Source organism: Pseudarthrobacter sp. NPDC058362 (genome assembly GCF_042723515.1).
GTDB lineage: Bacteria > Actinomycetota > Actinomycetes > Actinomycetales > Micrococcaceae > Arthrobacter.
On sequence record NZ_JBHXIW010000003.1, the window covers coordinates 1 to 25034 of the forward strand.

Genomic DNA, 25034 nt, shown 5'->3' on the forward strand with positions numbered 1-25034 from the left:
CAGATCGCCTTGATGTGCCCGGGGTTGCCGGAGAAGTCCGGGATCAGCAGCTCCACCCCGGTGCCGGGGTTCAGTTCGTGGATCTTCCGGACCGTCTCGGCGTACAGCCACACACCCTCATCGGCGAGGTCATCGCGGGCCACGCCGGTCACGGTGGCGTAGCGCAGGTTCATCGACTGGACCGACCGGGCCACCTTGGTGGGTTCGAACATGTCCACCGGGGACGGCTTGCCGGTATCGATCTGGCAGAAATCACACCGCCGCGTGCATTCGGACCCGCCGATCAGGAACGTCGCTTCCCGGTCTTCCCAGCACTCGAAGATGTTCGGGCAGCCGGCCTCCTCACACACCGTGTGCAGGCCCTCTTTCTTGACCAGGTTCTTCAGTCCGACGAACTCCGGCCCCATCTGGACCTTCGCCTTGATCCACTCCGGCTTCCGCTCCACCGGGACAGCCGCGTTACGCTGCTCAATCCGCAGCATCTTCCGGCCCTCAGGTGCCAATGTCACTGTAAAACTCCTTCGGGGACGGCCACGAGGGCTTCTTCGTGCTTCTTCAGTTCCTCGACGACCCTGTCGACGAGATCCGCGGGGGCCACGTCCCTGCCCGTTTCCCGGGCAATGGTGGTCACACCCGCGTCGGTGATTCCGCACGCGATGATCTGGCCGTAGGGGGCAAGATCGTTATTGCAGTTAATGGCAAACCCGTGCATGGTGACGCTCTCGTGGACGCGGATCCCGATCGCAGCGATCTTACGGTCCGGGCCATTGGCATCAGCCTTGATCCACACTCCGGCCCGGCCCTTGATTCGGTCCGCCTCGATGCCATAGTCCGCCAGGACGGCGATGATCACGGCTTCGAGCCGCTCCACATAGTCACGGATTCCCGCGCGGTTCTTAAGTTTGATGATGGGGTAGCCCACCAGCTGGCCGGGACCGTGCCAGGTGAGTTTGCCGCCACGGTCCACGGGGACCACTGGTGTGCCGTCAAAAGGCCGTTCGTGGTCCTCTGTCCGTTTGCCGGCTGTGTACACGGCTGCGTGTTCCAGGAGCAGGACTGTGCTCGGCGCTTCGCCCGCCACCACTTTGGCGTGGAGTTCGCTTTGGATTTCCCAACCACGGGTGTAGTCGACGAAATCAGGCGCAAGACCGAGCTGTGAAAACTCAAGAGTCATGCCTTCAAGCTTAGACCCCGCAGCGTATGGCGCCTGGTTTAGTGCTTAAACTCACCGCGGCCCGGCACTCTTCTGCTCCGGTCCTGCAGCCTGTGGATAACTTCTGCAGGCCGTCGGGAATTCCGTTAGACATAAGGCATGGATGGTGCAAAGGCTCCGGACGTTCCCGGATTCAGCGTTGACCGGTTGCTGGGGCGCGGCAGCAGCGCCACCGTATGGCTGGTGCGCCAGGAGCATACAGGGCTCAGGTTCGCGATGAAGTGCTTTGACGGCGGTGCCCCGCCCCAGGATAACGGGGATATTCTTTCGGACTCATTGACCGCGGACGGGATCCGGCGCGAAATCCGTATCCTCTCTGTCCTGGAACACCCTCACCTGGTACGGGCTCACAAGGCGGTCACGGTGATCGATTCCTGCGGTGAACGCCAGGCGCTGCTGATGGATTACGCCTCCGGCGGTTCGCTGGCTTCCCTCGTGTCTGCCCGGGGACAACTGACCGTGGGGGAGGTGGTCACCGTCCTCACGCCACTCGCTCAGGTCCTGGGATACCTGCACGGGAAGGGTATGGCCCATTCGGACGTCTCGCCGGGAAACGTATTGTTCACAGGCCAGGGGAAACCGTTGCTTTCCGATCTCGGCATCACCCGCCTGGTCGGGGATCCCGCCGGAAACGCCGGCCACGGCACACCTGGATTCACGGACCCCGTGCCGGTGGATGCGGTCCGGGCAGGACTCCACCCGGAGGGCGATGTTTATGGGGCGGCTGCCGTGGGCTGGTTTTGTCTGACAGGCAGTGCCCCGCCCCGGTCCGCCGTGCGGCCGCCTCTCACACTGCTGCGCCCTGAGGTCCCCAAGGAAATGGCCGCAGCCCTGGAAGCCGGGCTCAATGAGGACCGGCGGTTGCGGCCTGCCGCCGCGGAACTGGCCGCAGCGGTTTACAGGAGCGCCGCGCCGCTGCCGCTGGATCTCGCTGCAGCCGTCCATCCCACCGTGATCCCCGAGTTGCTGACGCGCCGGCATGTCCCCGCGAAGCAAGCCGGCCCGCTCCGGGCGCGGCTGGCCGGCGTGGCCAGGACGTTTACCGCAAAGCTTCCCGGCAGATACAGGCGGCCCCCGCGGATGCCGTTTCCGGCAGTGACACCAGAGACGGCACACGTTCGAGGAAGGCACGCCGCCGAACACCCGAGGCACCACGGCACCGGCACCGGGCCAGCGCGCCGGCCCTCCAGGCTCCGGCCGCTTGCCCTGGGCGCGGTGGCTCTGTTGGCCGCCGCCGGTTGGGGGCTCTCCGCCGGCGTGTCGGCACCGCAGGGCAGCGCGGGATCAGTTGACGGGACCGTGTCATCGCAGGCAACAGGTGCACCGGAGGAAGCAACGAGGGGCGCAGGCACTCCGGAAGAGCGGGCCACAGGACAAGTGAAGGAGGCCAGGAAACTTGCGTCGGCGCCGGATCCCGCCGACGCTGTCCTCGGACTGGCGGCGCTCCGGAGCCTCGCGTTCAGCCTGGGCCGTCCGGAGCTGCTGGACGAAGTCAACCGGACCGGTTCACCCGCGGACGCTGCGGACCGCAGGACGGTGAATCAGCTGATTGCCTCGGACACTGTGCTGGCGGGATTCACCACGGCTCTTTCGGACGTCAGGAGTGAAGCCGGCGCCAGTGGGGGCGGGGCAGTGGTTCAGGCCACCTCCACAACTTCGGCCTACGAGGAGCGGGACTCCACCGGGACGGTGGTGGGCGTGGGCCGGGCAAGCCGGCCCCAGCCACTGCGGCTGGTGCTGGTTTCGGATGCCGGGAACTGGCGCATCACCGAGATTCTTGCCGGGGGTCCCTGACCGGCAGCGGACACCGCTCCGTCGTCGGTCAGCCCTTTCGGCTGGCAACCCATGCCGCTGCAGAGACAACATCCGGGTGTTGCCACACGAATCCCTGACCGGCCAGTACACCGGGCTCCATGCGCTGGCTGGCCAGCAGGAGTTCCTCGGCGAGATCCCGCAGGAGCAGCCGCAGTGCCGGAGCGGGGACGCGCAGCGCAGTCGGCCGGTGAAGCGCCTGGCCCAAGGCGCGGACCAGCGTGTTGACGTCGGCCTGTTCCGGCGCGCAGAGGTTTACGGGGCCGTTCACGGGCGCGGTGAGAAGGAACAGGAACGCCGCGGAGACATCCGGCAGCGTCACCCACGGCCAGTATTGCCGGCCGTTCCCCAGCGGCCCCCCTACTCCTGCCCGCAGCAGGGGCATCAGCCGGCCCAGCGCTCCGCCGGAACGGCTGAGTACCACGCCGGTCCTGGGTGTCACCACGCGGACTCCATCGGGAGCTGACGCTGCCGCTGCTTCCCACTCACGGCAAATCCGGGCCAGGGTCCCGGTTCCCGGCGGTGAGGTCTCCCGCAGGACCGTAGTGCCGCCGTCGCCGTAGTATCCGGAGCCCGACTGGCTGAGGAATACCGGCGGGGGCGAATCCATGCGGTGCATCGCGGCCGCCAGGGTCCGGGTGGGTCCAATGCGCGAGCTGAACAGTTCCGCCACCCGCCTGCGCGTCCACGGCCAGTCCCCGATGCCCGCACCGGAAAGGTTCACGACGGCGTGGGCGCCCTGGAGTGCCGCAGCGTCCAGCCGCCCGGCCGCCGGGTCCCACTCGATTTCCGCCGGGCCGGCCGGCTTCCTGCGGACCAGTCGGACGACGTCGTGTCCTGCCTCCTGGAAGGTATGGGACATGTGGGTGCCGAGAAGGCCGGAAGCTCCGCTAATGACGATGCGCATGGTCCATCCGATCACGTGGGGGCGCCTCAACTGACGCCGGCGGGCCCGAAACGGTTGACTATGATCGTACGATGACCTCTTCGAGCTACTTCCGTTTCCCGCATCTGCACGGCGATCTGGTCACCTTCGTGGCCGAGGACGATGTGTGGACCGCGCCCTTGGACGGGGGACGCGCCTGGCGCGTTTCCGCGCTTCAGCTGCCGGCCCGCAACCCGCGCTTTACCCCGGACGGCAAGCGGCTGGTGTGGACGGTCATCCAGGGAGCCGCTCCGGAGGTCGTGTCTGCCGAGGTCGGAGGCGGCGGGTACCGCCAGCTGACCTACTTCGGCCATGACACCACCCGAGTAAAGGGCTTCACGGCGAACGGCGCCGTTGTGGTCACCAGCGCCTTCCGCCAGGCCGAAAGCAGGCACACGTACGCGTACAGCGTCCCACTCGACGGCGGCTCTGCCGAAGAGCTTCCCTTCGGACCCGTGGAGTCGGTGGCTTTCGGCCCGGAAGTAGGAGACGAACGCCCGGTGGTGGTCGCCAGCGTCCTCTCACGCGAGCCGGCCTGGTGGAAGCGTTACCGCGGCGGCACCGCAGGGAAGCTGTGGCTTGATTCGGACGGAAACGGGGAATTCGAACGGCTCCTGCCTGAGCTGGACGGCAACCTCACTGATCCCCTCTGGGTGGACGGCCGCATCGCTTTCCTCTCCGACCACGAAGGCTATGGGAACCTCTACTCTGTGCTTCCGAACGGGCAGGACCTGCGCCGGCATACGGACCACCAGGACTTCTACGTCCGCCATGCGTCCACGGACGGAAAGCGTGTGATCTTCGAGTCCGCAGGCGAACTCTGGGTTTTGCCCCACCTGGAGGCTGAAGCTGTCCGCCTCGACATCACCCTGGGGTCGGCTTCGCAGTCCCGGCGCCCGGCGCTGCTCGACGCCGCACGGTACCTGGGAGACGTCGTCCCGGACACGGCGGGACTGGCCAGCGCCGTGGAAGCCCACGGCACGGTCCACTGGGTGCGGCACAAGGATGGCCCCTCCCGGATTATTGAGGCTGCCCCGGGCGTTCGTGCCCGCCTGCCGCGCCCGCTGGGCGATGGCCGAATTGCCTACGTGGCGGACCACGGCGGCGAGGAAGCGCTGTACATCAAGGACATTGCGCCTGATCTTCCTTCGGCGGCAACGGCCGTCCCCGCGGCGGCAGCAGCGACGGCACCGGCAGGGGATGCTGTGCCCCTGCCGCGGCCAGTCCCGGCTGCCGGATCGGCCGCCACCGCGGCCCCCGTCGTTCCCGCGACCGATGAGCAGCGGGCCGACGTGGCGCCCGGCGACTCCGCGGGCGCAGCGGAAGCCCAGCAGAGCCCATCCCGGGGCAAGCGGATTGCGTTCCCAGGGACCTCGCGGGCCAGCGCACTGGAGGCCAGCCCCAACGGCCGGTGGATTGCCGTAGGAACCACTTTTGGTGAGGTCTTCCTGGCCAACACCGGAACCGGCGAACTCGGCCTGCGGGCCAGCATCGGGGAAGGAACCGTGTCGGACCTTGCCTGGTCGGCCGACTCCCGCTGGCTGGCGTGGTCGGAGCCGGTGACCTCCTTCGGCTCGCGCAGCCGCCTGCGCCTGGTGGACGCCACAGCCCCGGACAGCGCACCCGTGGATGTGACGGACGGGCGCTTCCGCGACGCCTCCCCGGCGTTCACCCCGGACGGCAAGTTTCTGGCCTTCCTGTCCAACCGGAGCTTCGACCCGGTGTACGACGGGCATTCCTTTGATCTTTCCTTCCCCAGCCCCATCAAGCCATACCTGGTGGCACTCGCGGCGGATACGCCGTCGCCCTTTGGCCCCGACGTGGATCCTGCCGGGACGGAGCAACCGGAGGAGGCAACGGAGGGAACCGACGGCGGCGCGACGCCAGCCGTGCGGGTCGATGCCGAAGGACTGGCCCACAGGGTTATCACGGTCCCCGTGCCGCAGGGCAACTACACGGCCCTGAGGGCCACGAGCGGCGCGCTCCTGTGGCTCGACTGGGCCCTTGCCGGCGTGACCGGGGACGGCAAAGCCAGCCAGGAGGACAAGGACGCCCGCCCGTCGCTGGCGCGATTCGACCTCGCCCGCCGGAAGCAGTCCACCCTGGTGGAAGCGCTGGACAGTTACCGGATCTCCGGCGACGGCGCCGCTGTGGTCTTCATCAAGGACAAGCAGGTGACGGCGGTTCCGGCGGACGCCAAGGCGGACGAGGACTCAGGGAAGCTGGTGAAGGTGGACCTGGGGCGTATCCGGGTGATGATGGACCCGGTCAGCGTCTGGGGCCAGGCCTTTGACGAGGCATGGCGGCTGCAGCGTGACTTCTTCTGGGCCGAGGACATGGCCGGGCAGGACTGGGAGGCGGTCCGGATGCGGTACCGCCCGCTCGTAGACCGGCTGGGCTCCCACGACGACCTGGTGGATCTGCTGTGGGAACTGCACGGCGAGCTCGGCACGTCCCACGCCTACGTCCGGCCCGCAGCCGTGACGGAGCGGGGCAGCCGCGGACAGGGCCGGCTGGGCGCCGACCTCAACCTGACGGCATCCGGCTGGGCGATCACCCGCGTCCTTGCCGGTGAGTCGTCCGACCCCCTCGCAACATCGCCGCTGACCCGGCCAGGGGTCGGCGCGAAGGCCGGCGATATCCTCCTGGCCATCGACGGCGTCCCGCTTTCCGCGGAAGTGACCCCGGCCATGCAGCTGGTGGGTGCTGCCGGCCGGGCCGTAGAGCTGACCCTGCTCAACGGCCCCGCCCATGAGGCCGCTGCCGGCACCCAACGCCGTGTCGCCGTCGTACCCGTCAAGGACGAGCAGCGCCTGCGCTACCAGGAATGGGTGGCCGGCAACCGCAGGACCGTGCGGGAAGCTTCGGGCGGCACGTTCGGATACCTGCACGTTCCGGACATGATGGCCAACGGCTGGGCACAGCTGCACCGTGACCTTGACACCGAGACCGCCCTGGACGGGCTGATCGTGGACGTCCGCCGCAACCGGGGCGGTCACACTTCACAGCTGGTGGCCGAACTGATTGGCCGGAAGGTCACCGGGTGGAGCATGCCGCGCGGCGAGAAGCCCCGCACGTACCCGCACCATGCCCCGCGGGGGCCGGTCATCATCCTGGCGGATGAATTCGCCGGTTCGGACGGTGACATCATCACCCAGGTGTCCAAGCTCCGCGGGATCGGTCCCGTCATTGGTACGCGAACCTGGGGTGGCGTGGTGGGCATCGACAACCGGTTCGCCCTGGCCGACGGTACCGGCGTCACCCAGCCGCGGTACGCCACCTGGTTCGGCGGCGGAGTGGGCTGGAGCGTGGAGAACTACGGCGTTGACCCGGACATTGAGGTCGTCTTCCCGCCCCACGCTTACGCGGCCGGCCGCGACCCACAGCTGGAATACGGCATCGGCGCACTGAAGGAAATGATCCAGGAACTGCCCACGGACCGGCCGCCGGCCCGTGAAGGCTACCGTCTGGTGCGCCCGGCGCCGCTCCCTGCACGCAGCCAGGGCATGTAATTCCTGCACGCAAAGGGGCAGTGCAGTGATCAGCCCCTGCCCGGCCGGAGCCGCCGGGCAGGGGCTGATCACTATTCCGGAATTAGGAGGCCAAAGTCGCATCCAGGGTGATGTCGATGCTGGCCAGGGCGCCGGACACGGGGCAGCCTACCTTTGCCTCGCCTGCGATTTTCTGGAATTCCTCCTCGGAAATGCCAGGGATCCGCGCCGTCATCGTCAGGTGGCTGCCGGTGATGCCGGTGCCGGGGACAAATGTCACGTCGGCCTTGGTGCGGACTTCCTCGGGCGTGTGGCCGGCCTTATCAAGTTCGTTGCTGAAGGCCATGGAGAAACACGCGGCGTGGGCTGCGGCGATAAGTTCCTCCGGGCTGGTCTTGCCGTCGGCCGCTTCAGTGCGGGCTTTCCAGGTGACGTCGAAGGTTCCCAGGCCTGAGGTTGCCAGGCTGGTTGTACCGGAACCCTCCGTCAGGTTGCCGTTCCATACTGCGTTTGCTGAACGTGTTGCTGCCATGTTCACTCCTCAGGGTCGATGTATACCGGGACAGGCTGCTGCCTGGACCCGCCGTTTTCCATCCTAGGGATTTCACCTGTGGCATGCATCGGCTGTCCGCTGTCAGAGGATTATGACCGGGCCGTTAAACAGACGACGGCGCCGTCTCCTGCGAGGGAGCGTCGCCGTCATCTCTGGGCGCGGGGCGGCTATTGCCAGATTGTCGCGATCGCGATGTTCAGCAGCGCGAGGCCGCCCACGCCGTGCGCGAGGCCGGCGCTGATGGGCTCGTCCTTCTTGTACTTGCGGCGGCCGATGAACGCAAGGACGCCGACAGCCAGTGCAATGGCGAACTTGATGCCGAGTTTGAAGTAGTTCGCGTCCATGTCGAGGGCGGGGATGAGGCCCATGAGTGCGATGCCGGTAAGGAGCTGCAGCATGGCGCCGTCGAACTGGCGGGGGTGGACGGTGGGCTTCTTCATCTGGCCAATCCAGAGGCCGACGATCATGGCCGCGCCGACGATGTGCAGGAAAACCACGATGTTATAGACGATATCCATGTGACCAGTGTAGCCAGTCCTTCTACACCCGGTAGTAGGCCACGCGCAACGTCACGGTGCCGGGTGTGCCACGTCGTTAACGGCCGACGGCGGCCCGGAACCCTGGCGGGATTTCCCGCCGGGTACCGGACCGCCGTCGTGCGGTCATGCGGTCAGGCCGTTACAGCCCCAGGTCCGCCTCGAAGGCTCCCTCTTCGAGGCGCGCCTTCAGCGTCTGCAGGAACCGGCCGGCGTCCGCGCCGTCCACCAGACGGTGGTCGTACGTCAGCGACAGGTACATCATCGAGCGGATCGCGATCGAGTCATCCCCATTTTCATCGGCAACCACCACGGCGCGCTTGACGATGGCGCCGGTGCCCAGAATTCCCACCTGCGGCTGGTTGATGATCGGGGTGTCGAACAGCGCGCCCACCGAACCGATATTGGTGATGCTGAACGTGCCGCCGGAGAGCTCGTCCGGGCCGATTTTCCCGTCACGGGTGCGGGAGGCGACGTCGGCGATCTTGCCGGCGAGGCCGGCGAGGTTCAGGCTGCCTGCATCCGAGATGACCGGAACCAGGAGGCCCTTGTCCGTGTCCACCGCAATCGCCAGGTGCTCGGCGTTGTGGTAGGTGATCTCCTGCTTGTCCTCGTCATAGGCAGCGTTGAGCTTGGGGTGCTGCTTGAGCGCTTCGGCAACAGCCTTGGCAATGAACGGCAGGAACGTCAGCTTGGTGCCGTTCTGGGCCTGGAACGAGTTCTTCGCGCGGGCCCGGAGCTTGGCGACCTTGGTCATGTCCACTTCGTGGACCTGCGTCAGCTGCGTGGAGATTTCCAGGGACTCCCGCATACGGCGGGCGATGACCTGGCGGATGCGGGGCGCCTTCTGGGTGGTGCCACGCAGGGAGGACGCTGCAGCGCCGGCTGCGGCCGGTGCCGGTGCCGCGGCGGCCGAAGCTGCTGCGGGAGCGGCCTTAGCCTCGGCTGCGGCGATGACGTCCTGCTTCCGGATGCGGCCGCCCACGCCGGTCCCGGACAGGCCGGCAATGTCCACGCCGTGCTGATTTGCCAGCTTGCGGACCAGGGGAGTGACGTAGCTGGACTCGGAGCCACCCTCGGCGGCGGCGGGCGCAGCCTTTGGTGCCTCAGCCTTGGGAGCTTCTTCCTTCGGAGCCTCAGGCGCCGGGGCGGCCTTCGGAGCTTCAGCCTGTGGGGCTTCTTCCTGAGGTGCTTCCGGTGCCGGGGCTTCCTCGGCCTTCGGCGCTTCCGCCTTGGGGGCTTCGGCCTTCGGGGCGGCGCCGGATCCGATGACGGCCAGGACGGAGCCAACCTCTGCGGTCTCGTCCTCGTTCACGCGGATTTCCTGGAGGGTGCCTGCCACGGGGGAGGGGATCTCGGTGTCTACCTTGTCGGTGGACACTTCCAGCAGCGGCTCGTCGACCTCGACGGTGTCGCCGACGGCCTTGAGCCATCGGGTGACAGTGCCTTCGGTGACGCTCTCGCCCAGTGCGGGGAGGGTGACCTCGTGGCTGTCGCCGGAAGCCGCGGGGGCTTCCTGGGCCGGTGCTTCGGCGGGTGCATCCGGGGAAGGCGCCTCCGCGGCGGGGGCCTCCTGTGCGGGAGCTTCAGCCGGGGCTTCCTCGGCGGGGGCTTCTTCGGCGGGCGCAGCGGAACCGGTGCCGGAGCCGTCGCCGATGCGGACCAGGGGAGCGCCCACCTCGGCGGTCTCGTCTTCGGCGACCAGGATTTCCTCGATCACGCCGGCGACAGGAGAGGGGATTTCGGTGTCGACTTTGTCGGTGGAGACCTCGAGCAGCGGCTCGTCCACCTCTACCCGGTCACCTACCTGCTTCAGCCAGCGGGTGACGGTTCCTTCGGTGACGCTCTCACCGAGGGCGGGCAAGTTAACGGATTCAGACATGTCGTCCCCGTTCTCCTTATTGATCTTTAGTGCGGATGGTTGCTGCTTAGGTGGAAGCCTAGTGCACCCGGCATGTCGTGCCGGGTGCACCAGGCCCTTTTAGTGCTGGGGGATATCAGCCGTGAAGGGGCTTGCCCGCGAGTGCCAGGTGGGCTTCACCCAGGGACTCGTTCTGGGTCGGGTGGGCGTGCAGCAGCTGGGCCACATCCTCGGGGTAGGCTTCCCAGTTGACGATCAGCTGGGCCTCGCCCACCTGCTCACCCATGCGGGCGCCGATCATGTGGACGCCCACCACGGGGCCGTCCTTCTGGCGGACCAGCTTGACCAGGCCCGCCGTGCCCAGGATGGAGCTCTTGCCGTTGCCGGCAAGGTTGTATTCCTGGGTCTGGACCTGGTCCTCGCCGAACTTCTCCTTGGCGGCCTTTTCGGTGTAGCCCACAGTGGCGATTTCAGGCTCGGAGTAGGTGACCTTGGGGATGTTGATGTCCTCGACGATCACGGGCTTCAGGCCGGCGATCTCCTCGGCCACGAAAATGCCCTGCTGGTAGCCGCGGTGCGCAAGCTGGACGCCGGGAACGATGTCGCCGACGGCGTAGATGTTGCCGACGCCGGTGTGCAGGCGGTCGTTGGTGATGACGAAGCCGCGGTCGATGGTGATGCCGGCTTCCTCGTAGCCGAGGTTGGCGGTGACAGGGCCACGGCCCACTGCGACCAGCAGGAGGTCAGCTTCGAAGGTCTTGCCGTCCACCAGGGTGACCTTGACGCCGTCGTCATTCTGCTCGACGCCCTGGAAGAACACGCCGGTGGAGAACTTGATACCGCGCTTCTTGAACGCCCGCTCGAAGTTCTTGACGATGGTGGCGTCCTCGTTGGGGACCAGCGAGGGGAGGCCCTCAACGATGGTGACGTCCACGCCGAAGGACTTCCACACCGAGGCGAACTCGACGCCGATGACGCCGCCGCCCAGGATGATGGCGCTCTTGGGGATGGAATCCATCTTCAGGGCTTCGTCGGAGGTGATGACCTTGCCGCCGATTTCCAGGCCCGGAAGGGTGCGGGAATAGGAACCGGTGGCCAGGACGATGTTCTTGGCCTTGTAGGCGGTGCCGTCCACCACGATGGTGTCGGTGCCCTGGAGCTTGCCTTCGCCCTCGATGACGGTGATGCCCTTGGACTTGATGAGCCCCTGCAGGCCCTTGAACTTGCCGGCGATGATGCCGTCCTTGTACGCGTTGACCGCGTTGATGTCGATGCCGTCCAGGGTGACGTTCACGCCGTACTTGGCGGAGTCGCGGGCGTGGTCGGCCAGTTCGGCGGAGTGGAGCAGCGCCTTGGTGGGAATGCAGCCGTTGTGGAGGCAGGTGCCGCCCAGCTTGGCCTTCTCCACGAGGCCGACGGTGAGACCGAGCTGTACGGCCCGCAGCGCCGCAGCGTAACCGCCGCTGCCGCCACCGAGTACCAGGATGTCGAATTCTTGCGCAGTTGCCTGATCGGCCACTTAGACGCTCCCTCGCGTGAACGATGACGCGGTCCTGCGCATCATCTGGTCTTGGAACCTGAACTGCCGTGATTCTGCCAGCAGGCGGGTTTTCTTGCATTTGTGACTATCGTGGTTCACCTTAGCGAACCACTTGTCTATGCTCCACCTTGGCGCTGCTTTTGTGGAGCGCTTGTGTCGAGTGTCACGCGGTCTTTGGCCGGGAAGCCGGGCGCGACGCCGCCCTCGCCGGTGTCATCCGGCAGCGGCCGCGAGGTCCTCAGCGTAGGCCAGCAGTGTACGGACCGTGCAGCCGGTGCCCTGCTTGTGCGTGTAGCCGTACGGGCTGCCGTTGTTGAATGACGGGCCGGCGATGTCGATGTGCGCCCAGGGGATCTGTTCGCCCGCCTTGTCCTTGCCCACGAACTCGCGCAGGAAGACGGCCGCGGTCATCATGCCGCCGTGGCGTTCGCCGATGTTGGCAAGGTCGGCCACCTGCGAGTCGAGGCTGGGCCGCAGTTCCTCAGGCAGCGGCATGGGCCATACCAGTTCGCCTGCGCGGTCCGCGGCGGCCTTGAGGGCTCGGGTGATCTCGTCCGAGCCCATGATGCCGGCAGTCCGGTTTCCCAGGGCGATCAGCTGGGCGCCGGTGAGGGTGGCGACGTCGATGATGGCGTCCGGATATTCCTGGCTCGCGGCGACGATGCCGTCCGCCATCACCAGGCGTCCCTCGGCATCCGTATTAAGCACCTCGACGGTCTTGCCGCCGAACATGGTGAGGACATCGGCGGGGCGGGAGGCGGCGCCCGAGGGCATGTTCTCGGCAATGCAGAGCCACGCGGACGCCTTCACGGGCACACGCAGCCGGGCCAGGGCCAGGACGGTGTTAAGGACGACGGCGGCGCCCGCCATGTCGCTCTTCATGTCACCCATGCCCTGGGCCGGCTTGATGGAAATTCCGCCGGTGTCGAACGTAATGCCCTTGCCCACGAATGCCACCTTGGAGCCTGCCTTGGCGGGGGCGTATTCCACCTTGACCAGGCGCGGCTGGCGGGCCGAACCCTTGCCCACGCCCATAATGCCGCCGAAGCCTTCCTTTTCCAGCCGCTTCTCGTCCCACACGGTGACCTTTACGGGCAGCCCCTTCGCGAGCTCGCGGGCAGCCTCGGCGAAGGACTCGGGGTACAAATGGCTGGGCGGCTGGTTGACCAGCGAACGGGTGGCGTTGACGGCGGTACCTACGACCGCGGCGCGCTCCAGCGCGCTGTCAACCTCCTTGCCGGAGAGCTCCGTAAAGATGATGGCGTTGCGGACCGGATCCTTGAGGCCTTCCCGGGAAGTGCGGAACTCGGTGTAGGCGTAGGCGCCCAGCGCGGCACCCTCGGCGACAGCCGCCACATCGGCAACGGACGCCGTCGGGAATGCCAGCGTTACGGTGGCCAGCCCGGCAAGCTGCCGGACGGCGGACCCGGCGGCGCGGCGGAGCGCCTCGCCGCTGGCGGACTCACCATCCCCAAGCTTGCCCACGCCGGCGAGGACGAGGATGCCGGCGCCGGTCTCGGGAAGGCCGGGAAGCCGCACCACCTGGTCTGCGGCGCCGGTGATAGCGAGCGCCTTAAGGGAGTCAGCCAGCGCCTCGGCTGACTTGGCCGTCAGCGGGTTGTCCAGGAGGACGGGTCCGCCGGAGGCCTGCGCCACCCCGATGATCACTGCGTCGCTGGGCGCCTTCTTCACGTCCCGCGAGAGGGTACTAAGGTTGATTTCAGTATTCTTTACCACAGGGATGAGTCCTCAATTCTCGACGTCGGTTGGGCAGGGAAGCGTGTTTGGCTCTCCGCGCAGGGCCCGGACCCTGCCGGTCGGGCGCAGTCCGGGGGAGTGCAGGCCTGCCGGGCAGGCCAGTTCCGATCGTAGCCCGTCGCCCCCACGGGCACCGGGATTACTGAGACACGCGCCACACGGCGCCCCGGAATGCGCCGCGCCTGATGAGCGTTGAAGACGATGCCTGCCTGCGTCCATGAAAGGAACAAGCCGTGCTTGAACGAATTTCCGGCTCCCTGCTGGACCCCGAAGCGCTGTACGCGCGGGACACCGAACTCTTCTACGATCCGTCCCTGCGCGGTCTGGACCTGGTGATGGGGTTTACCGGGTTCGCCGACGCCGGCCACGTGGTCAGGCAGATCAATGCTGAATTGCTGGACTCTCTGGACGCCCGGCCAGTCGCGGTCTTTGATGCGGACCAGCTGATCGACTACCGGTCGCGCCGTCCGCACCTGACGTTCGTTGAAGACCACCTCCAGGACTACCAGGAGCCGCGGCTGGCGCTGTACCGGCTGGTGGATGGGCTGGGCAAACCCTTCCTGCTTCTTGCGGGCTTCGAACCGGACCTGCAGTGGGAACGTTTTGCGCGGGCCGTGGTGGGCATCGTGGAGCACCTCGACGTCAACCTGGTCACATGGATCCATTCGATTCCCATGCCCGTCCCGCACACCCGGCCGGTCGGCGTGACGGTCCACGGCAACCGGCCGGACCTCATCGAGGGCATATCGGTATGGAAGCCTACGGTGGAAGTCCCCGCAGCCGTAGGCCACATCCTCGAGTTGCGCTTGGCCGAGGCGGGCCGCAGCGTGGCCGGTTACGTCATCCATGTGCCGCACTACCTCGCCGAGGCGGAGTACCCCACCGCGGCGGTGGCCGGCCTGGAGTACCTGGGCGCGGCCACATCCCTCATGCTTCCTTCTGACCGGCTCCGGGAAACGGGGCGGGACGTCACCCGGCAGATCGATGAGCAGATGGAGGCGTCCGACGACGTGCGCCAGGTGGTCTCCCGCCTTGAGGAGCGCTACGACGAGAAAGCGGAGGGAACCGTCCGCCGCTCGCTGCTGGCCGATGAGAATGATGAACTGCCCGACGCCGATGTGCTGGGTGCCGCCGTCGAGGCCTACCTGGCGAGGGAAATTCCGCCAGCGTAGCAGGACGCAACAAGCCGTGGCACTTCCGATTCCGTTCTGCGGCGCGGGCATAATGAACTGATGACTGCACCCCGCGCCTGGCTGATTTGGACCATCGGGGTTTTCGGGTACCTGGTTGCGGTGGCGCAGCGCACGTCCTTCGGAGTGGTGGGCCTCGAAGCCACCGAACGGTTTCAGGCCAGCGCCTCTGCGATTTCGTTCTTCACCGTGCTCCAGTTGCTGGTATATGCAGGGCTGCAGATCCCCGTGGGCCTGCTGGTGGACCGGTTTGGCTCCCGCGCCATGATTGCCGGCGGCGCCCTGCTGATGGGCCTGGGTCAGCTCCAGCTGGCATTTGCGGACACTGTTCCCGGCGGCGTTGCGGGGCGGGTCCTGGTGGGCGCTGGCGATGCCATGACGTTCATTTCCGTCATCCGGCTGGTGCCACTCTGGTTCGCCCCGGCCAAGGTGCCGCTGGTTACCCAGCTGACTGGCATGACCGGCCAGCTCGGCCAGCTGTTCAGCGTCATCCCATTCGCCTATGTGCTCCACCTGGCGGGCTGGACCTCGGCGTTCCTGATGCTCGCCGGGATGTCAGCTGCCGCCGTCGTGCTGGTCCTGGTGTTCCTGCAGGATGTTCCGCCCGGCACTGAGAGGCCCCAATCGCGGCAGGGGCTCAGGGCAACGGGTGTGTCGCTTGCCCGGGCCTGGGCCCAGCCCGGAACCCGGCTGGGCCTGTGGAGCCATTTCACCATCCAGTTCAGCGGGACGGTGTTCGCCATGACATGGGGTTATCCGTTCCTGATCTCGGGGCAGGGGCTCGACGGCGGCACGGTGGCTGCACTGCTGGCCCTCTACGTGGGGGCCGGCCTGGCCATGGGGCCGTTCATTGGCCGGTTCGTCTCGCGGCATCCGCTGCGCCGCTCCACCATGGTCCTCCTCATCGCCGGCGGCACGGCAGGGGCCTGGGCCGCGGTCCTGGCCCTGCCGGGTCCTGCGCCGCTGTGGCTGTTGGCGGCACTGGTGGTGGTCCTGTCCGCAGGTGGCCCCGGATCCATGATCGGCTTCGATTTCGCCCGGACCTTCAATCCCGCGCACCGCATCGGGACAGCGACGGGCATCGTTAATGTTGGCGGGTTCATCGCCGCCCTGGTGGCGATCTTCCTGATCGGGCTGGTGCTGGACATCCTGTATGCCGCCGGTTTTTCCGGCGGCGTCCTGTACGGGCTGGACCCCTTCCGGATCGCGCTGAGCGCCCAGTTCCTTCTCCTGGGCTCCGGTGCCGCCGCCATCGTGGCCTGCCGCCGGAAGGTCCGCCGGCAGATGGCCGAGCAGGGCATTGTGGTGCCGCCGCTCCGCAGCGCTCTCGCCCGGCAGCGCCGGGAGAACCTTGCCCGCCGGCGGCAGGCAACCCGGCTCGACGACTGACCCGTCCTCCACAGCCCCGGTTATCCACTTGCGGCAGCAGCACCCTGACGGCAGCGGAACCAAGGGCCAAAGCTGTTGCCATGACAAAGCCCCAGCACCTGAAAGTCCGCGGTCCCGAAGACATCCTCGGGTTCATTCCCCACACGCTCGGCTACTGGCCGGCGTCCAGCCTGGTGGCGATGACCATGCAGGGCCGGTCGCTGGGAGCAACGCTGCGCGTGGACCTGCCCGGATCCGACGTCCTGGCCGACCCCGCCGGATTCGCCTCGTCCGTGTGCTCCTACCTGCAGGCCGACCGGCAGGCCACCGGGACGCTCCTGGCCGTCTTTACGCCCCAGAGCCGCAACGCGGCGCCGTGCGGATACGACGGCCTGCTCGCGTTGCTGCGGGACGTTCTCGGTGACGCCGGTATGCCGGTCCTCGAGGCGTGGTACGTCGGGGACAGGTTCTGGCGCGACGCCCTGTGCCAGGACCTGTCCTGCTGCCCCTTACCAGGCCGTCCAGTGCAACAGATCAAGGACAGCGCGCTCAACGCGGAGATGGTTTACCTGGGCAGCAGTGTGGGTGCGGCTCCGGGAGAGTTGCCGGGCACTGCACTGCCAGTTCCCGAGGAGTACCGCGGGGCGGTCCTGGCGGCCGAGGCGGAGTGGTCGGCCAACCTGGAACCCCGCCGGGAAAGCAGGTCCCAGTTCCGGGCGGTCCTCCGCACGTGGCTGGAGGTCCTGTCCCGCCCGGGCGGGCTGCCGGTCCGCCCGGTGGCACAACGCGACGCTTTCCTGCGGGCAACGCTCCTGGTCCCGGCTTGGCGCGATGCCGTCCTGGTGATGGCGGCAGCCGGAACCGAGGCGGCCGAGGCGGGAGCGGAGCGCTTCGGCCTGTTCAGCCAGGGCGAGGGCGCGGACGCCGTGGAGCCCGGTTCCGGTGCCGGTGCGGAAAGCATTGATGACTGGCTGGGGGCCGGCAGCGATCCGCCCGGTTACGGCGAGGTGCTGCTGGGCCTTGAACCAGCCGTGCCCCACTGGGGACGGATGGAGGCGCTCGATGCGCTCCTGGAACAGTTGGCGGCGCTGGGCGGCCCGGCGGCGGCCGCCTCCCTGACCGGACGGGGCTGGATTGCCTGGTGTCGGGGCAGGGGTTCCTATGCCGCCGCCTACTTTAAGCAGTCGCTGGAAATTGTGCCGGGTTACCGGCTCGCCGGCCTCCTGCTGGAGATGGCCGGGCGTGGGACGCTGTGCGGCTGGGCGGGCCGTCAGGAAGCAGCATGGCGTAAGTCCGGGCCGGACGCCGCCTGATTCCCGTGGGAGCATGGCCCGCTGAACCAGCGCAGTCCGCTGCCGGAGACTTCTTTGGGAACGGGAGAGGCCCCAAACGGCGAAATCATGAGACAATGGATGCCGAGACCCGGTTGGGTCCGTGTATCGAGTGCCTGGTGGTGTTCCCAACGGGAACATTATCGCCACTCCGTCAGTTGTCTTGAGTGACTCTGCCGGCCGTGGTGGCGCTTGGTTTCCACCACGGACTTGACAGGGTCATAGTGGTGTTGCCCGTATGGCGATTCCACAGACCGCCGCTAGAAAGGTTTTCTGTGACCCCGTCTTCCACGAAGAAGGACCCCGCCGCAAAGGACGAACTGTCCGCTGAGGAGAAGCAGGCTGCTGCCAACGCCAAGCGCGCAGCCACGCGTGCAGCCAACAAGGCTTCCGCCGGACAGGGAGCGGACGAGGGCAAGCGCGAGCCGAAGAAGCGCGGACCCAAGCCCGGAGCCAAGGCTGCCGCCGCGAAGGCCGCCGCCGGGGAAACCGAACCGGATGAGGTCGAGGACGTTGACGCCGAGCTCGACGACATGCCCGCAGACGGTCCCGACGCAGCCGACGAAACCGAAGCCGAAACCGCCAAGGGCGCAGTGGGAAGCGGGAAGGGCTTTGTCTACTCCGACGCGGACGACGACGATGCTCCCGTCCAGCAGGTCATGTCCGCCGGCGCCACGGCGGACCCGGTCAAGGACTACCTGAAGCAGATCGGCAAGGTGGCACTGCTCAACGCCGAGCAGGAAGTCGACCTGGCGCTGCGCATCGAGGCCGGCCTGTTCGCCGAAGAGAAGATCAACGCTGACGACGGATCCATGGATCCGAAGTACAGGCGTGAGCTCGAATTCATCATCCATGACGGCAAGCGGGCCAAGAACCACCTGCTCGAGGCCAACCTCCGCCTGGTGGTATCGCTGGCCAAGCGTTACACCGGGCGCGGCATGCTCTTCCTCGACCTGATCCAGGAAGGCAACCTCGGTTTGATCCGCGCCGTGGAGAAGTTCGACTACACCAAGGGCTTCAAGTTCTCCACCTATGCCACCTGGTGGATCCGCCAGGCGATCACCCGCGCCATGGCAGACCAGGCCCGCACGATCCGTATCCCCGTGCACATGGTGGAAGTCATCAACAAGCTGGCCCGCGTCCAGCGCCAGATGCTTCAGGACCTGGGCCGCGAACCCACGCCTGAAGAGCTCGCCCTCGAACTGGACATGACCCCCGAAAAGGTAGTCGAGGTCCAGAAGTACGGCCGCGAGCCCATCTCGCTGCACACGCCGCTGGGTGAGGACGGCGACTCCGAGTTCGGTGACCTGATCGAGGATTCCGAAGCCGTGGTTCCCGCCGACGCAGTGAGCTTCACGCTGCTGCAGGAGCAGCTGCATTCCGTGCTGGACACCCTGTCCGAGCGCGAAGCCGGCGTGGTGGCCATGCGCTTTGGCCTCACCGACGGCCAGCCGAAGACTTTAGACGAAATCGGAAAGGTCTACGGAGTCACCCGCGAGCGGATCCGACAGATCGAATCGAAGACCATGTCCAAGCTGCGCCACCCGTCCCGGTCACAGGTGCTGCGCGACTACCTGGACTAAAGGACAGCCCCAAACGCGGGGTCACATCCGGCCGAAAAATCCCCCGGGGGAGGGCCCTGAAGTGACAAAGCGTTTGGGGCTAAACGCCACAAAGAAGCCCCGCCGGATCTGGATCAGCCAGATCCGGCGGGGCTTCTTCTTGTGGGTACGCTAATCGATCTCGACGGTGGCTTTCTCGTGCAGCCGGCCCGTTTCGTCGTGCCAGTCCGAGCTCAGCGGCTTAAGCGTGGGCTCCACGGCACGTGCGTGGTGGCCGCAGAAGAGCAGCTCACCACCGGAGGACTCGAGTACTACCCGGACATATGCCTGGGCTCCGCAACGGTCGCACCGGTCAAGTGCATCAAGTGTGCGGTCTGCCACTGCTGTAGTCATGTCGGCCTCCTTAGTAGATCTGTATGTCTATATAACCAGCATTCGTAACAGATCCATCGCAAGGATGGGGCAAGTTCGCTGTGCGCGTACCTGCAAAGTTTGCTCAAGTTCGGCGCACCCTGCGGGCCGACTATCCTAGAGAAGGCGCTTCCGGCGCCCGCAGTTCCGTCCCCTGAAGGAGTTCATCACCGGTGGCACCCAGCTCTGAGTACACTGCCCGGCACCTGTCCGTTCTGGAAGGACTTGAAGCAGTCCGCAAGCGCCCGGGCATGTACATCGGCTCCACCGACTCCCGCGGCCTCATGCACTGCCTCTGGGAAATCATCGACAACTCCGTGGACGAGGCACTGGCCGGCTTCGGGCACGACATCAAGATCATCCTCCACGCGGACAACTCCGTGGAGATCCACGATGACGGCCGCGGCATTCCCATCGACAAGGAACCAAAGACGGGACTCACTGGCGTCGAGGTGGTATTCACCAAGCTTCACGCCGGCGGAAAGTTCGGCGGCGGGTCCTACACCGCCTCCGGCGGCCTGCATGGCGTCGGCGCCTCCGTGGTGAATGCCCTGTCCGCCCGCCTTGACGTGGAGGTGGACCGCGGCGGCAAGACCTACCGGATGTCCTTCCGCCGCGGCGAGCCCGGACGCTTCAAGGACACCGGGACGCGGTCCGACCCGGCGGCGCCCTTCACGCCCTTCGTTGACGACTCCGTGCTGGACGTCGTGGGCAAGGCCAAGCGGGGAGTCACGGGCACCCGTATCCGGTACTGGTCCGACCGGCAGATCTTCACCCCGGACGCCAGGTTCTCCTACGAAGAGCTCGCCGCCCGGGCCCGCCAGACGTCCTTCCTGGTGCCTGGACTGAAGCTCACCGTCCGGGACGAGCGGAAACTGCCCGGAACCCCCGGTGAAGCGGGCCCCCACGAGGAAGTCTTCCACCACGACGGCGGCATCTCCGAGTTCGTCGAATTCCTGGCCGCGGATCCCGCCGTCACGGATGTGTGGCGGCTGCATGGCTCCGGAAAGTTCAAGGAGACCGTTCCTGTCCTGGACGAGCGCGGGCACAGCCAGCTGGCCGAGGTGGAGCGGGATTGCGAGGTGGACGTTGCCCTCCGCTGGGGCATCGGCTATGACAGCACCGTCCGCAGCTTCGTCAACATCATCTCCACGCCCAAGGGCGGCACCCACCAGTCCGGCTTGGAGCAGGCGCTGGTGAAGACTTTCCGCAAAGCCGTGGAAACCAACGCGCGCAAGCTCAAGGCCGGCAATGACAAGATCGAAAAGGACGACATCTTCGCGGGCCTCACCGCGGTGCTGACCGTGCGCCTGGCCGAACCTCAGTTCGAAGGCCAGACGAAGGAGATCCTGGGCACATCGGCCGTGCGGGCCATCGTCGCCAAGGTGGTGGAGCGGGAGATCTCAGCCAGGCTGACCTCATCCAACCGGAACGACAAAGCCCAGGCCGCCTTGCTGCTGGAAAAGATCGTCAGCGAGATGAAGTCCCGCATCTCTGCCCGGGTCCACAAGGAGACACAGCGGCGCAAGAACGCGCTGGAGACGTCGTCCATGCCCACCAAGCTCGCAGACTGCCGGACGGACGACGTCGAACGCTCGGAACTGTTCATCGTGGAGGGCGACTCCGCGCTGGGGACGGCCAAGCTCGCCAGGTCCTCGGACTTCCAGGCGCTGCTGCCCATCCGCGGCAAGATCCTCAACGTCCAGAAGGCGTCCGTGGGGGACATGCTCTCCAACGCCGAGTGTGCCGCGCTGATCCAGGTGGTGGGGGCGGGTTCCGGCCGCAGCTTCGACATCTCGGCGGCGCGGTACGGCAAGGTCATCCTGATGACCGACGCCGACGTCGATGGCGCCCACATCCGCACCCTGCTGCTGACGCTGTTCTTCCGCTACATGCGACCCATGATCGACGAGGGCCGGGTGTTCGCCGCGGTCCCGCCGCTGCACCGGGTGGAAGTCATCAATCCCGGCCAGAAGGCCAACGAGATGATCTACACCTATTCCGAGGCGGAGCTGCACGCGCTGCTGGCGCGCCTGGTGAAGGAGGGCAAGCGGTACAAGGAACCCATCCAGCGGTACAAGGGCCTGGGGGAGATGGATGCCGAACAGCTCGCCGAGACCACCATGGACCCCCGGCACCGCACGCTGCGCAAGGTGGGCATCGAGAATGCCAAGCAGGCCGAAGAGATCTTCGACCTGCTGATGGGCTCGGATGTTGCCCCGCGCAAGGACTTCATCATCGCAGGCGCCTCCAGCCTGGACCGGGAGCGCATCGACGCCTGATGGCCGGGCTCAGGACAGCAGCCCCGGCACCACCAGGAGGGCTGTGGGAATGGCCAGGAGCAGCAGCGATCCGGCCAGGACGAGCGCGCGGACAGGGGCAGGCAGTTCCGGCTCCGCAGCAAGAAGCCTGCTGACCCGGGACGCGGTGGTGCGGGCCGAGTCCGCCCCGCCGCTGCCGGACAGCGCGTCGGGTCCCGCAGTGGCCTGCTGGTACCCCTGTTCCCTGGGGGCGGACCGGGAGCCGCTGGCTACGATGGCGATCGCCTTGATCAGGGCGGCTTTTCCCTCTGTCTTCAAGGCGGCGTCGTCCGCGAGCATTTCGATCAGGGAGCTCACCGATTCCTGCGCCAGCCGGGTGGTGGGGAGCCACGGAAGGGCCTGACGCCACGCGGCGAACGCCCACAGCAGCAGGTGGTGCCGCTGGCTGAGATGGGCGTTTTCGTGGATCAGGACGGCGCGGAGTTCCGCCGGCTCCAGGGCTGCCATGAGCCCGTCCGAGAGGACAGTGACGGAGCGCGCGCCGCCGGGGAGGCAGTAGGCCACGGGCGAGTCGTGGTTGATGACCAGGGTTCCTGCACTTTGCGCCGACGGGGAGGCCAGCAGTGCCAGGAGTTCGCGGTGCCGCCGGCGCTGGCGCTCAATCCGGTAATAGGTCAGCAGAAGGGTAAATACGAGGTGCGCGGTCAGCAGTGCTGCGGCCGACAGCGCGAAGATGTGCCAGAAGCCCAAGGCGGTGGTGGGGGCGTTGAAAAGGACCATGCCGGCCAGGGCGCGGAGGCCGGCTATCAGGTTATCGCCGATGGGTTCCAGCCCGTACACCAGCATGGCCCCGATCATGGAGAGCCCGCCCGCGAGCGCGATGGCCTGCCACAGCAGCATGGCGGTGAAGGGCGAACGCGCCGGCCACTGGGCCCGCGACAGCAAGACCGGCACCGGCCACGCCAGCATGATCGCCAGGACCGCCAGGAGGTACGAGGCCCAGAACATGGGCTGCTAGGAGTGGCCCAGCAGCTTGCGCAGCGTCTCTGCTTCGCCCTCGGAGACGGAACCGATGAAGCGGGCCAGTACGGCCTCGCGGTCAGGGGCGGAGCCGAGGACCTCATGCATCAGCTCGGCGGTGTGCTCCTCGCGGCTGGAGACGGCCTGGTAGCGGTGCGGGCGGGTACCGCGTTCCCGCTCCACCAGCCCCTTCTTTTCCAGCCGGGACAGCACCGTCAGCACCGTGGTCACCGCCAGTTCCTTGCCCTCGTGCCCGGCGCCGTCCTGCACACCCGATGTCCGGGCCAGCTGGTCCCGGAGGGTGTTGGCCGTGGCCGCTTCCTGGCCCGCCCAGAGCAGATCCATCACTGCCCGTTCCAGTTCACCAAGACTCGCCATTGCACTTTTCCTTTGTCTCCTCCCGCATTGGCTTCCCTCGGGGGCGGTGCCAATGCGGTGTCGCTTCAACTATGACTACCAATTTACCCCGAAAACGCGGCACTTTCTACGTCAGGTAGAACACGTGGCGCGTCGTGTTCTACACTCGGTAGAAATCGGTGTTCTACGAAACGTAGAAAATCCTTTCGGCCAACAGTAGGGACAGCCTTGGACGCCTTGGAAATCGCACGCTGGCAATTCGGTATCACCACCGTCTACCACTTCATGATGGTCCCGCTGACCATCGGCCTGGGCCTGGTGGTGGCCGTCATGCAGACCATCTGGCACCGCACCGGAAATCATGAATACCTCCGGATGACCAAGTTTTGGGGAAAGCTGTTCCTCATCAACTTCATCATGGGCGTGGCCACCGGCATCGTCCAGGAATTCCAGTTCGGTATGGCCTGGAGCGAGTACAGCCGGTTCGTGGGCGACGTGTTCGGTGCTCCACTGGCGCTCGAGGCGCTGCTGGCCTTCTTTGTTGAGTCCACATTCCTGGGACTCTGGATCTTCGGCTGGAAGCAGCTCAAACCGCAGATCCACCTCGCCTGCCTGTGGGTGGCAGTGGTCGGCTCCATGTTTTCCGCCTACTTCATCATCGTGGCCAACAGTTGGATGCAGCACCCTGTAGGAGTGGAGATGGTTGACGGGCGCCCCGTCATGACCGATGCCTGGGCCGTGTTCACCAACAACACCGCACTGGTTGCGGTTCCGCACACCCTGTTCGGCGCGCTGGCCGTGGCCGGGGGCTTCCTCCTCGGCATCGCCTGGTACCACCTGTGGCGGAGACGGCGTGACGGCATCGACACCGTGGGGCCGGACGGCACGGTGATCCCGGGTGCCGCCCCCCACATTCCGGGCCGCGACCGCACGGACCACAGCGTGTGGATCCGCTCCCTGCGCATCGGCGCGGTGGTGGCGATGACCTCCTTCGCCGGCACCGCCGTCACAGGAGATATCCAGGGCAAGCTGATGTTCGAACAGCAACCCATGAAGATGGCCGCCGCAGAAGCAGCGTGCCACGACGGCACCGGATTCTCCGTCCTTAGCATCGGCAACCTGGGCTCGCAGAACTGCGATGACATCGTTGCCGTGGTGGAAGTGCCGGGCATCCTCTCCTTCCTCGCCAAGGGCGACTTCAGCACCGAAGTCCCGGGTGTGAACACGCTCCTGCCGCAGTACCAGGAGAAGTACGGCACGCACCTGCCGGACAACCCCATCTACGGCGAGCGCGCCGGCCAGGAAATCGAATACCTGCCGGTCATGGAAGTCACCTACTGGGGCTTCCGGATGATGATCGGGTTTGGAGTCCTCGCTGCCCTGGCCGCACTGGTGGCACTGTGGCTGACCCGGAAGGGCACCGTGCCGCAGTCCCGCTGGCTCATGCGCCTGGCCATCTTCGGGATCCTGGCACCCTTCGGAGCCAATGCCGCCGGCTGGATTTTCACCGAGATGGGCCGCCAGCCGTTCGTGGTAGCCCCGAATCCGGATCCCAACGGCATCGACCAGGTCTTCATGTTCACCGCCGCGGCAGTATCCCCCAGGGTATCGGCAGGGGAACTGCTCGGCTCCCTGATCACTTTGACCGTCGTCTACGCCGTCCTGTTGGTGGTGGAGGTCAAGCTCCTGGTGAAGTTCATCCGCGGCGGAGTTGCCTCGGCCATGCCGGAACTTAACCACGCCCCCGTGGACGAAAACGAAGACGCGACATCCCGCGATGACGGACGAGGCGGCACGACGCACGCCGGCGACGTCCTGGCCTTCGCCTACTAAGCGCACAGAACA

At 66.7% G+C, this 25034-nt stretch carries 19 protein-coding genes; 8 read left to right on the plus strand and 11 right to left on the minus strand.

What is annotated here, in order from left to right; translation table 11 throughout:
- Both ACFWIX_RS07605 and lipB read right to left on the minus strand, forming a co-directional pair.
- Window positions 1-509 (minus strand): lipoyl synthase (locus tag ACFWIX_RS07605; protein ID WP_377215522.1); only part of this gene is annotated, 509 nt, incomplete at its 3' end.
- Window positions 506-1174 carry a lipoyl(octanoyl) transferase LipB gene (lipB, locus tag ACFWIX_RS07610; protein WP_377215523.1) on the minus strand — a complete coding sequence of 223 codons (669 nt, stop codon included), beginning with the start codon at window positions 1172-1174 and terminating at the stop codon, window positions 506-508. The genes ACFWIX_RS07605 and lipB, both read right to left, overlap by 4 nt.
- Before the next feature lie 138 nt (window positions 1175-1312).
- On the opposite strand from lipB, the gene ACFWIX_RS07615 reads away from it, so the two are divergent.
- A complete protein-coding gene (locus ACFWIX_RS07615; RefSeq protein WP_377215524.1) occupies window positions 1313-3007 on the plus strand; it encodes a serine/threonine protein kinase in 1695 nt (564 codons plus the stop codon).
- 28 nt (window positions 3008-3035) lie between these two features.
- Here ACFWIX_RS07615 and ACFWIX_RS07620 read toward each other — a convergent pair whose 3' ends face one another.
- A complete protein-coding gene (locus ACFWIX_RS07620) occupies window positions 3036-3932 on the minus strand; it encodes a TIGR01777 family oxidoreductase (RefSeq protein ID WP_377215899.1) in 897 nt (298 codons plus the stop codon).
- A gap of 71 nt (window positions 3933-4003) precedes the next feature.
- Here ACFWIX_RS07620 and ACFWIX_RS07625 point away from each other — a divergent pair, with 71 nt between their 5' ends.
- Window positions 4004-7462: a S41 family peptidase gene (locus tag ACFWIX_RS07625; RefSeq protein ID WP_377215525.1), complete on the plus strand. Its 3459-nt coding sequence runs from the start codon at window positions 4004-4006 to the stop codon at window positions 7460-7462.
- 82 nt (window positions 7463-7544) lie between these two features.
- Here the strand turns inward: ACFWIX_RS07625 and ACFWIX_RS07630 are convergent, their stop codons facing one another.
- From ACFWIX_RS07630 to ACFWIX_RS07650, 5 genes are all read right to left on the minus strand, one after another.
- Complete coding sequence (locus ACFWIX_RS07630) at window positions 7545-7973, minus strand: OsmC family protein (RefSeq protein ID WP_377215526.1); 429 nt, start codon at window positions 7971-7973, stop codon at window positions 7545-7547.
- Window positions 7974-8161: 188 nt separating this feature from the next.
- Window positions 8162-8512 (minus strand): hypothetical protein, encoded by a 351-nt coding sequence (locus ACFWIX_RS07635; RefSeq protein ID WP_377215527.1) that lies wholly within the window; start codon window positions 8510-8512, stop codon window positions 8162-8164.
- 160 nt (window positions 8513-8672) lie between these two features.
- A complete protein-coding gene (gene sucB / locus ACFWIX_RS07640) occupies window positions 8673-10412 on the minus strand; it encodes a 2-oxoglutarate dehydrogenase, E2 component, dihydrolipoamide succinyltransferase (RefSeq protein ID WP_377215528.1) in 1740 nt (579 codons plus the stop codon).
- 115 nt (window positions 10413-10527) lie between these two features.
- Window positions 10528-11910, minus strand: a complete 1383-nt coding sequence (gene lpdA / locus ACFWIX_RS07645; RefSeq protein WP_377215529.1) for a dihydrolipoyl dehydrogenase — start codon at window positions 11908-11910, stop codon at window positions 10528-10530.
- 234 nt (window positions 11911-12144) lie between these two features.
- Window positions 12145-13668 (minus strand): leucyl aminopeptidase, encoded by a 1524-nt coding sequence (locus ACFWIX_RS07650; protein ID WP_377215530.1) that lies wholly within the window; start codon window positions 13666-13668, stop codon window positions 12145-12147.
- A 254-nt stretch (window positions 13669-13922) separates the two neighbouring features.
- Here ACFWIX_RS07650 and ACFWIX_RS07655 point away from each other — a divergent pair, with 254 nt between their 5' ends.
- From ACFWIX_RS07655 to ACFWIX_RS07670, 4 genes are all read left to right on the plus strand, one after another.
- The gene (locus ACFWIX_RS07655; protein ID WP_377215531.1) at window positions 13923-14861 is read left to right on the plus strand and encodes a proteasome assembly chaperone family protein; all 939 of its coding nucleotides are present in this window, start codon (window positions 13923-13925) and stop codon (window positions 14859-14861) included.
- A gap of 60 nt (window positions 14862-14921) precedes the next feature.
- Entirely contained in the window at window positions 14922-16268 is a 1347-nt protein-coding gene (locus ACFWIX_RS07660; RefSeq protein WP_377215532.1) for a nitrate/nitrite transporter, read from the plus strand.
- An 80-nt stretch (window positions 16269-16348) separates the two neighbouring features.
- On the plus strand, window positions 16349-17560 hold the full coding sequence (locus tag ACFWIX_RS07665) for a DUF4192 domain-containing protein (RefSeq protein WP_377215533.1): 1212 nt from the start codon (window positions 16349-16351) through the stop codon (window positions 17558-17560).
- A gap of 293 nt (window positions 17561-17853) precedes the next feature.
- Window positions 17854-19161, plus strand: coding sequence for an RNA polymerase sigma factor (locus ACFWIX_RS07670; protein WP_377215534.1), 1308 nt, complete (start codon window positions 17854-17856; stop codon window positions 19159-19161).
- A gap of 150 nt (window positions 19162-19311) precedes the next feature.
- Here the strand turns inward: ACFWIX_RS07670 and ACFWIX_RS07675 are convergent, their stop codons facing one another.
- Window positions 19312-19533: a hypothetical protein gene (locus tag ACFWIX_RS07675; RefSeq protein ID WP_377215535.1), complete on the minus strand. Its 222-nt coding sequence runs from the start codon at window positions 19531-19533 to the stop codon at window positions 19312-19314.
- Between the two features lie 191 nt (window positions 19534-19724).
- Between ACFWIX_RS07675 and ACFWIX_RS07680 the strand changes: the two genes are divergently transcribed.
- Complete coding sequence (locus tag ACFWIX_RS07680; RefSeq protein WP_377215536.1) at window positions 19725-21833, plus strand: type IIA DNA topoisomerase subunit B; 2109 nt, start codon at window positions 19725-19727, stop codon at window positions 21831-21833.
- 9 nt (window positions 21834-21842) lie between these two features.
- On the opposite strand, the gene ACFWIX_RS07685 is transcribed toward ACFWIX_RS07680, so the two are convergent.
- Both ACFWIX_RS07685 and ACFWIX_RS07690 read right to left on the minus strand, forming a co-directional pair.
- Window positions 21843-22820: a M56 family metallopeptidase gene (locus ACFWIX_RS07685; RefSeq protein WP_377215537.1), complete on the minus strand. Its 978-nt coding sequence runs from the start codon at window positions 22818-22820 to the stop codon at window positions 21843-21845.
- 6 nt (window positions 22821-22826) lie between these two features.
- Entirely contained in the window at window positions 22827-23210 is a 384-nt protein-coding gene (locus tag ACFWIX_RS07690; RefSeq protein ID WP_377215538.1) for a BlaI/MecI/CopY family transcriptional regulator, read from the minus strand.
- A 207-nt stretch (window positions 23211-23417) separates the two neighbouring features.
- Between ACFWIX_RS07690 and ACFWIX_RS07695 the strand changes: the two genes are divergently transcribed.
- Window positions 23418-25022, plus strand: a complete 1605-nt coding sequence (locus tag ACFWIX_RS07695) for a cytochrome ubiquinol oxidase subunit I (RefSeq protein ID WP_377215539.1) — start codon at window positions 23418-23420, stop codon at window positions 25020-25022.
- The last annotated feature ends 12 nt before the right edge of the window (window positions 25023-25034 follow it).

Coding starts and splice junctions, on each gene's coding strand:
- ACFWIX_RS07615 (WP_377215524.1), top strand. CDS start 1,313: ATGGATGGTGCAAAGGCTCCGGACGTTCCCGGATTCAGCGTTGACCGG.
- ACFWIX_RS07665 (WP_377215533.1), top strand. CDS start 16,349: ATGACAAAGCCCCAGCACCTGAAAGTCCGCGGTCCCGAAGACATCCTC.
- ACFWIX_RS07630 (WP_377215526.1), bottom strand. CDS start 7,973: ATGGCAGCAACACGTTCAGCAAACGCAGTATGGAACGGCAACCTGACG.
- ACFWIX_RS07635 (WP_377215527.1), bottom strand. CDS start 8,512: ATGGATATCGTCTATAACATCGTGGTTTTCCTGCACATCGTCGGCGCG.
- ACFWIX_RS07675 (WP_377215535.1), bottom strand. CDS start 19,533: ATGACTACAGCAGTGGCAGACCGCACACTTGATGCACTTGACCGGTGC.
- ACFWIX_RS07685 (WP_377215537.1), bottom strand. CDS start 22,820: ATGTTCTGGGCCTCGTACCTCCTGGCGGTCCTGGCGATCATGCTGGCG.
- ACFWIX_RS07625 (WP_377215525.1), top strand. CDS start 4,004: ATGACCTCTTCGAGCTACTTCCGTTTCCCGCATCTGCACGGCGATCTG.
- ACFWIX_RS07620 (WP_377215899.1), bottom strand. CDS start 3,932: ATGCGCATCGTCATTAGCGGAGCTTCCGGCCTTCTCGGCACCCACATG.
- ACFWIX_RS07690 (WP_377215538.1), bottom strand. CDS start 23,210: ATGGCGAGTCTTGGTGAACTGGAACGGGCAGTGATGGATCTGCTCTGG.
- lipB (WP_377215523.1), bottom strand. CDS start 1,174: ATGACTCTTGAGTTTTCACAGCTCGGTCTTGCGCCTGATTTCGTCGAC.
- ACFWIX_RS07660 (WP_377215532.1), top strand. CDS start 14,922: ATGACTGCACCCCGCGCCTGGCTGATTTGGACCATCGGGGTTTTCGGG.
- sucB (WP_377215528.1), bottom strand. CDS start 10,412: ATGTCTGAATCCGTTAACTTGCCCGCCCTCGGTGAGAGCGTCACCGAA.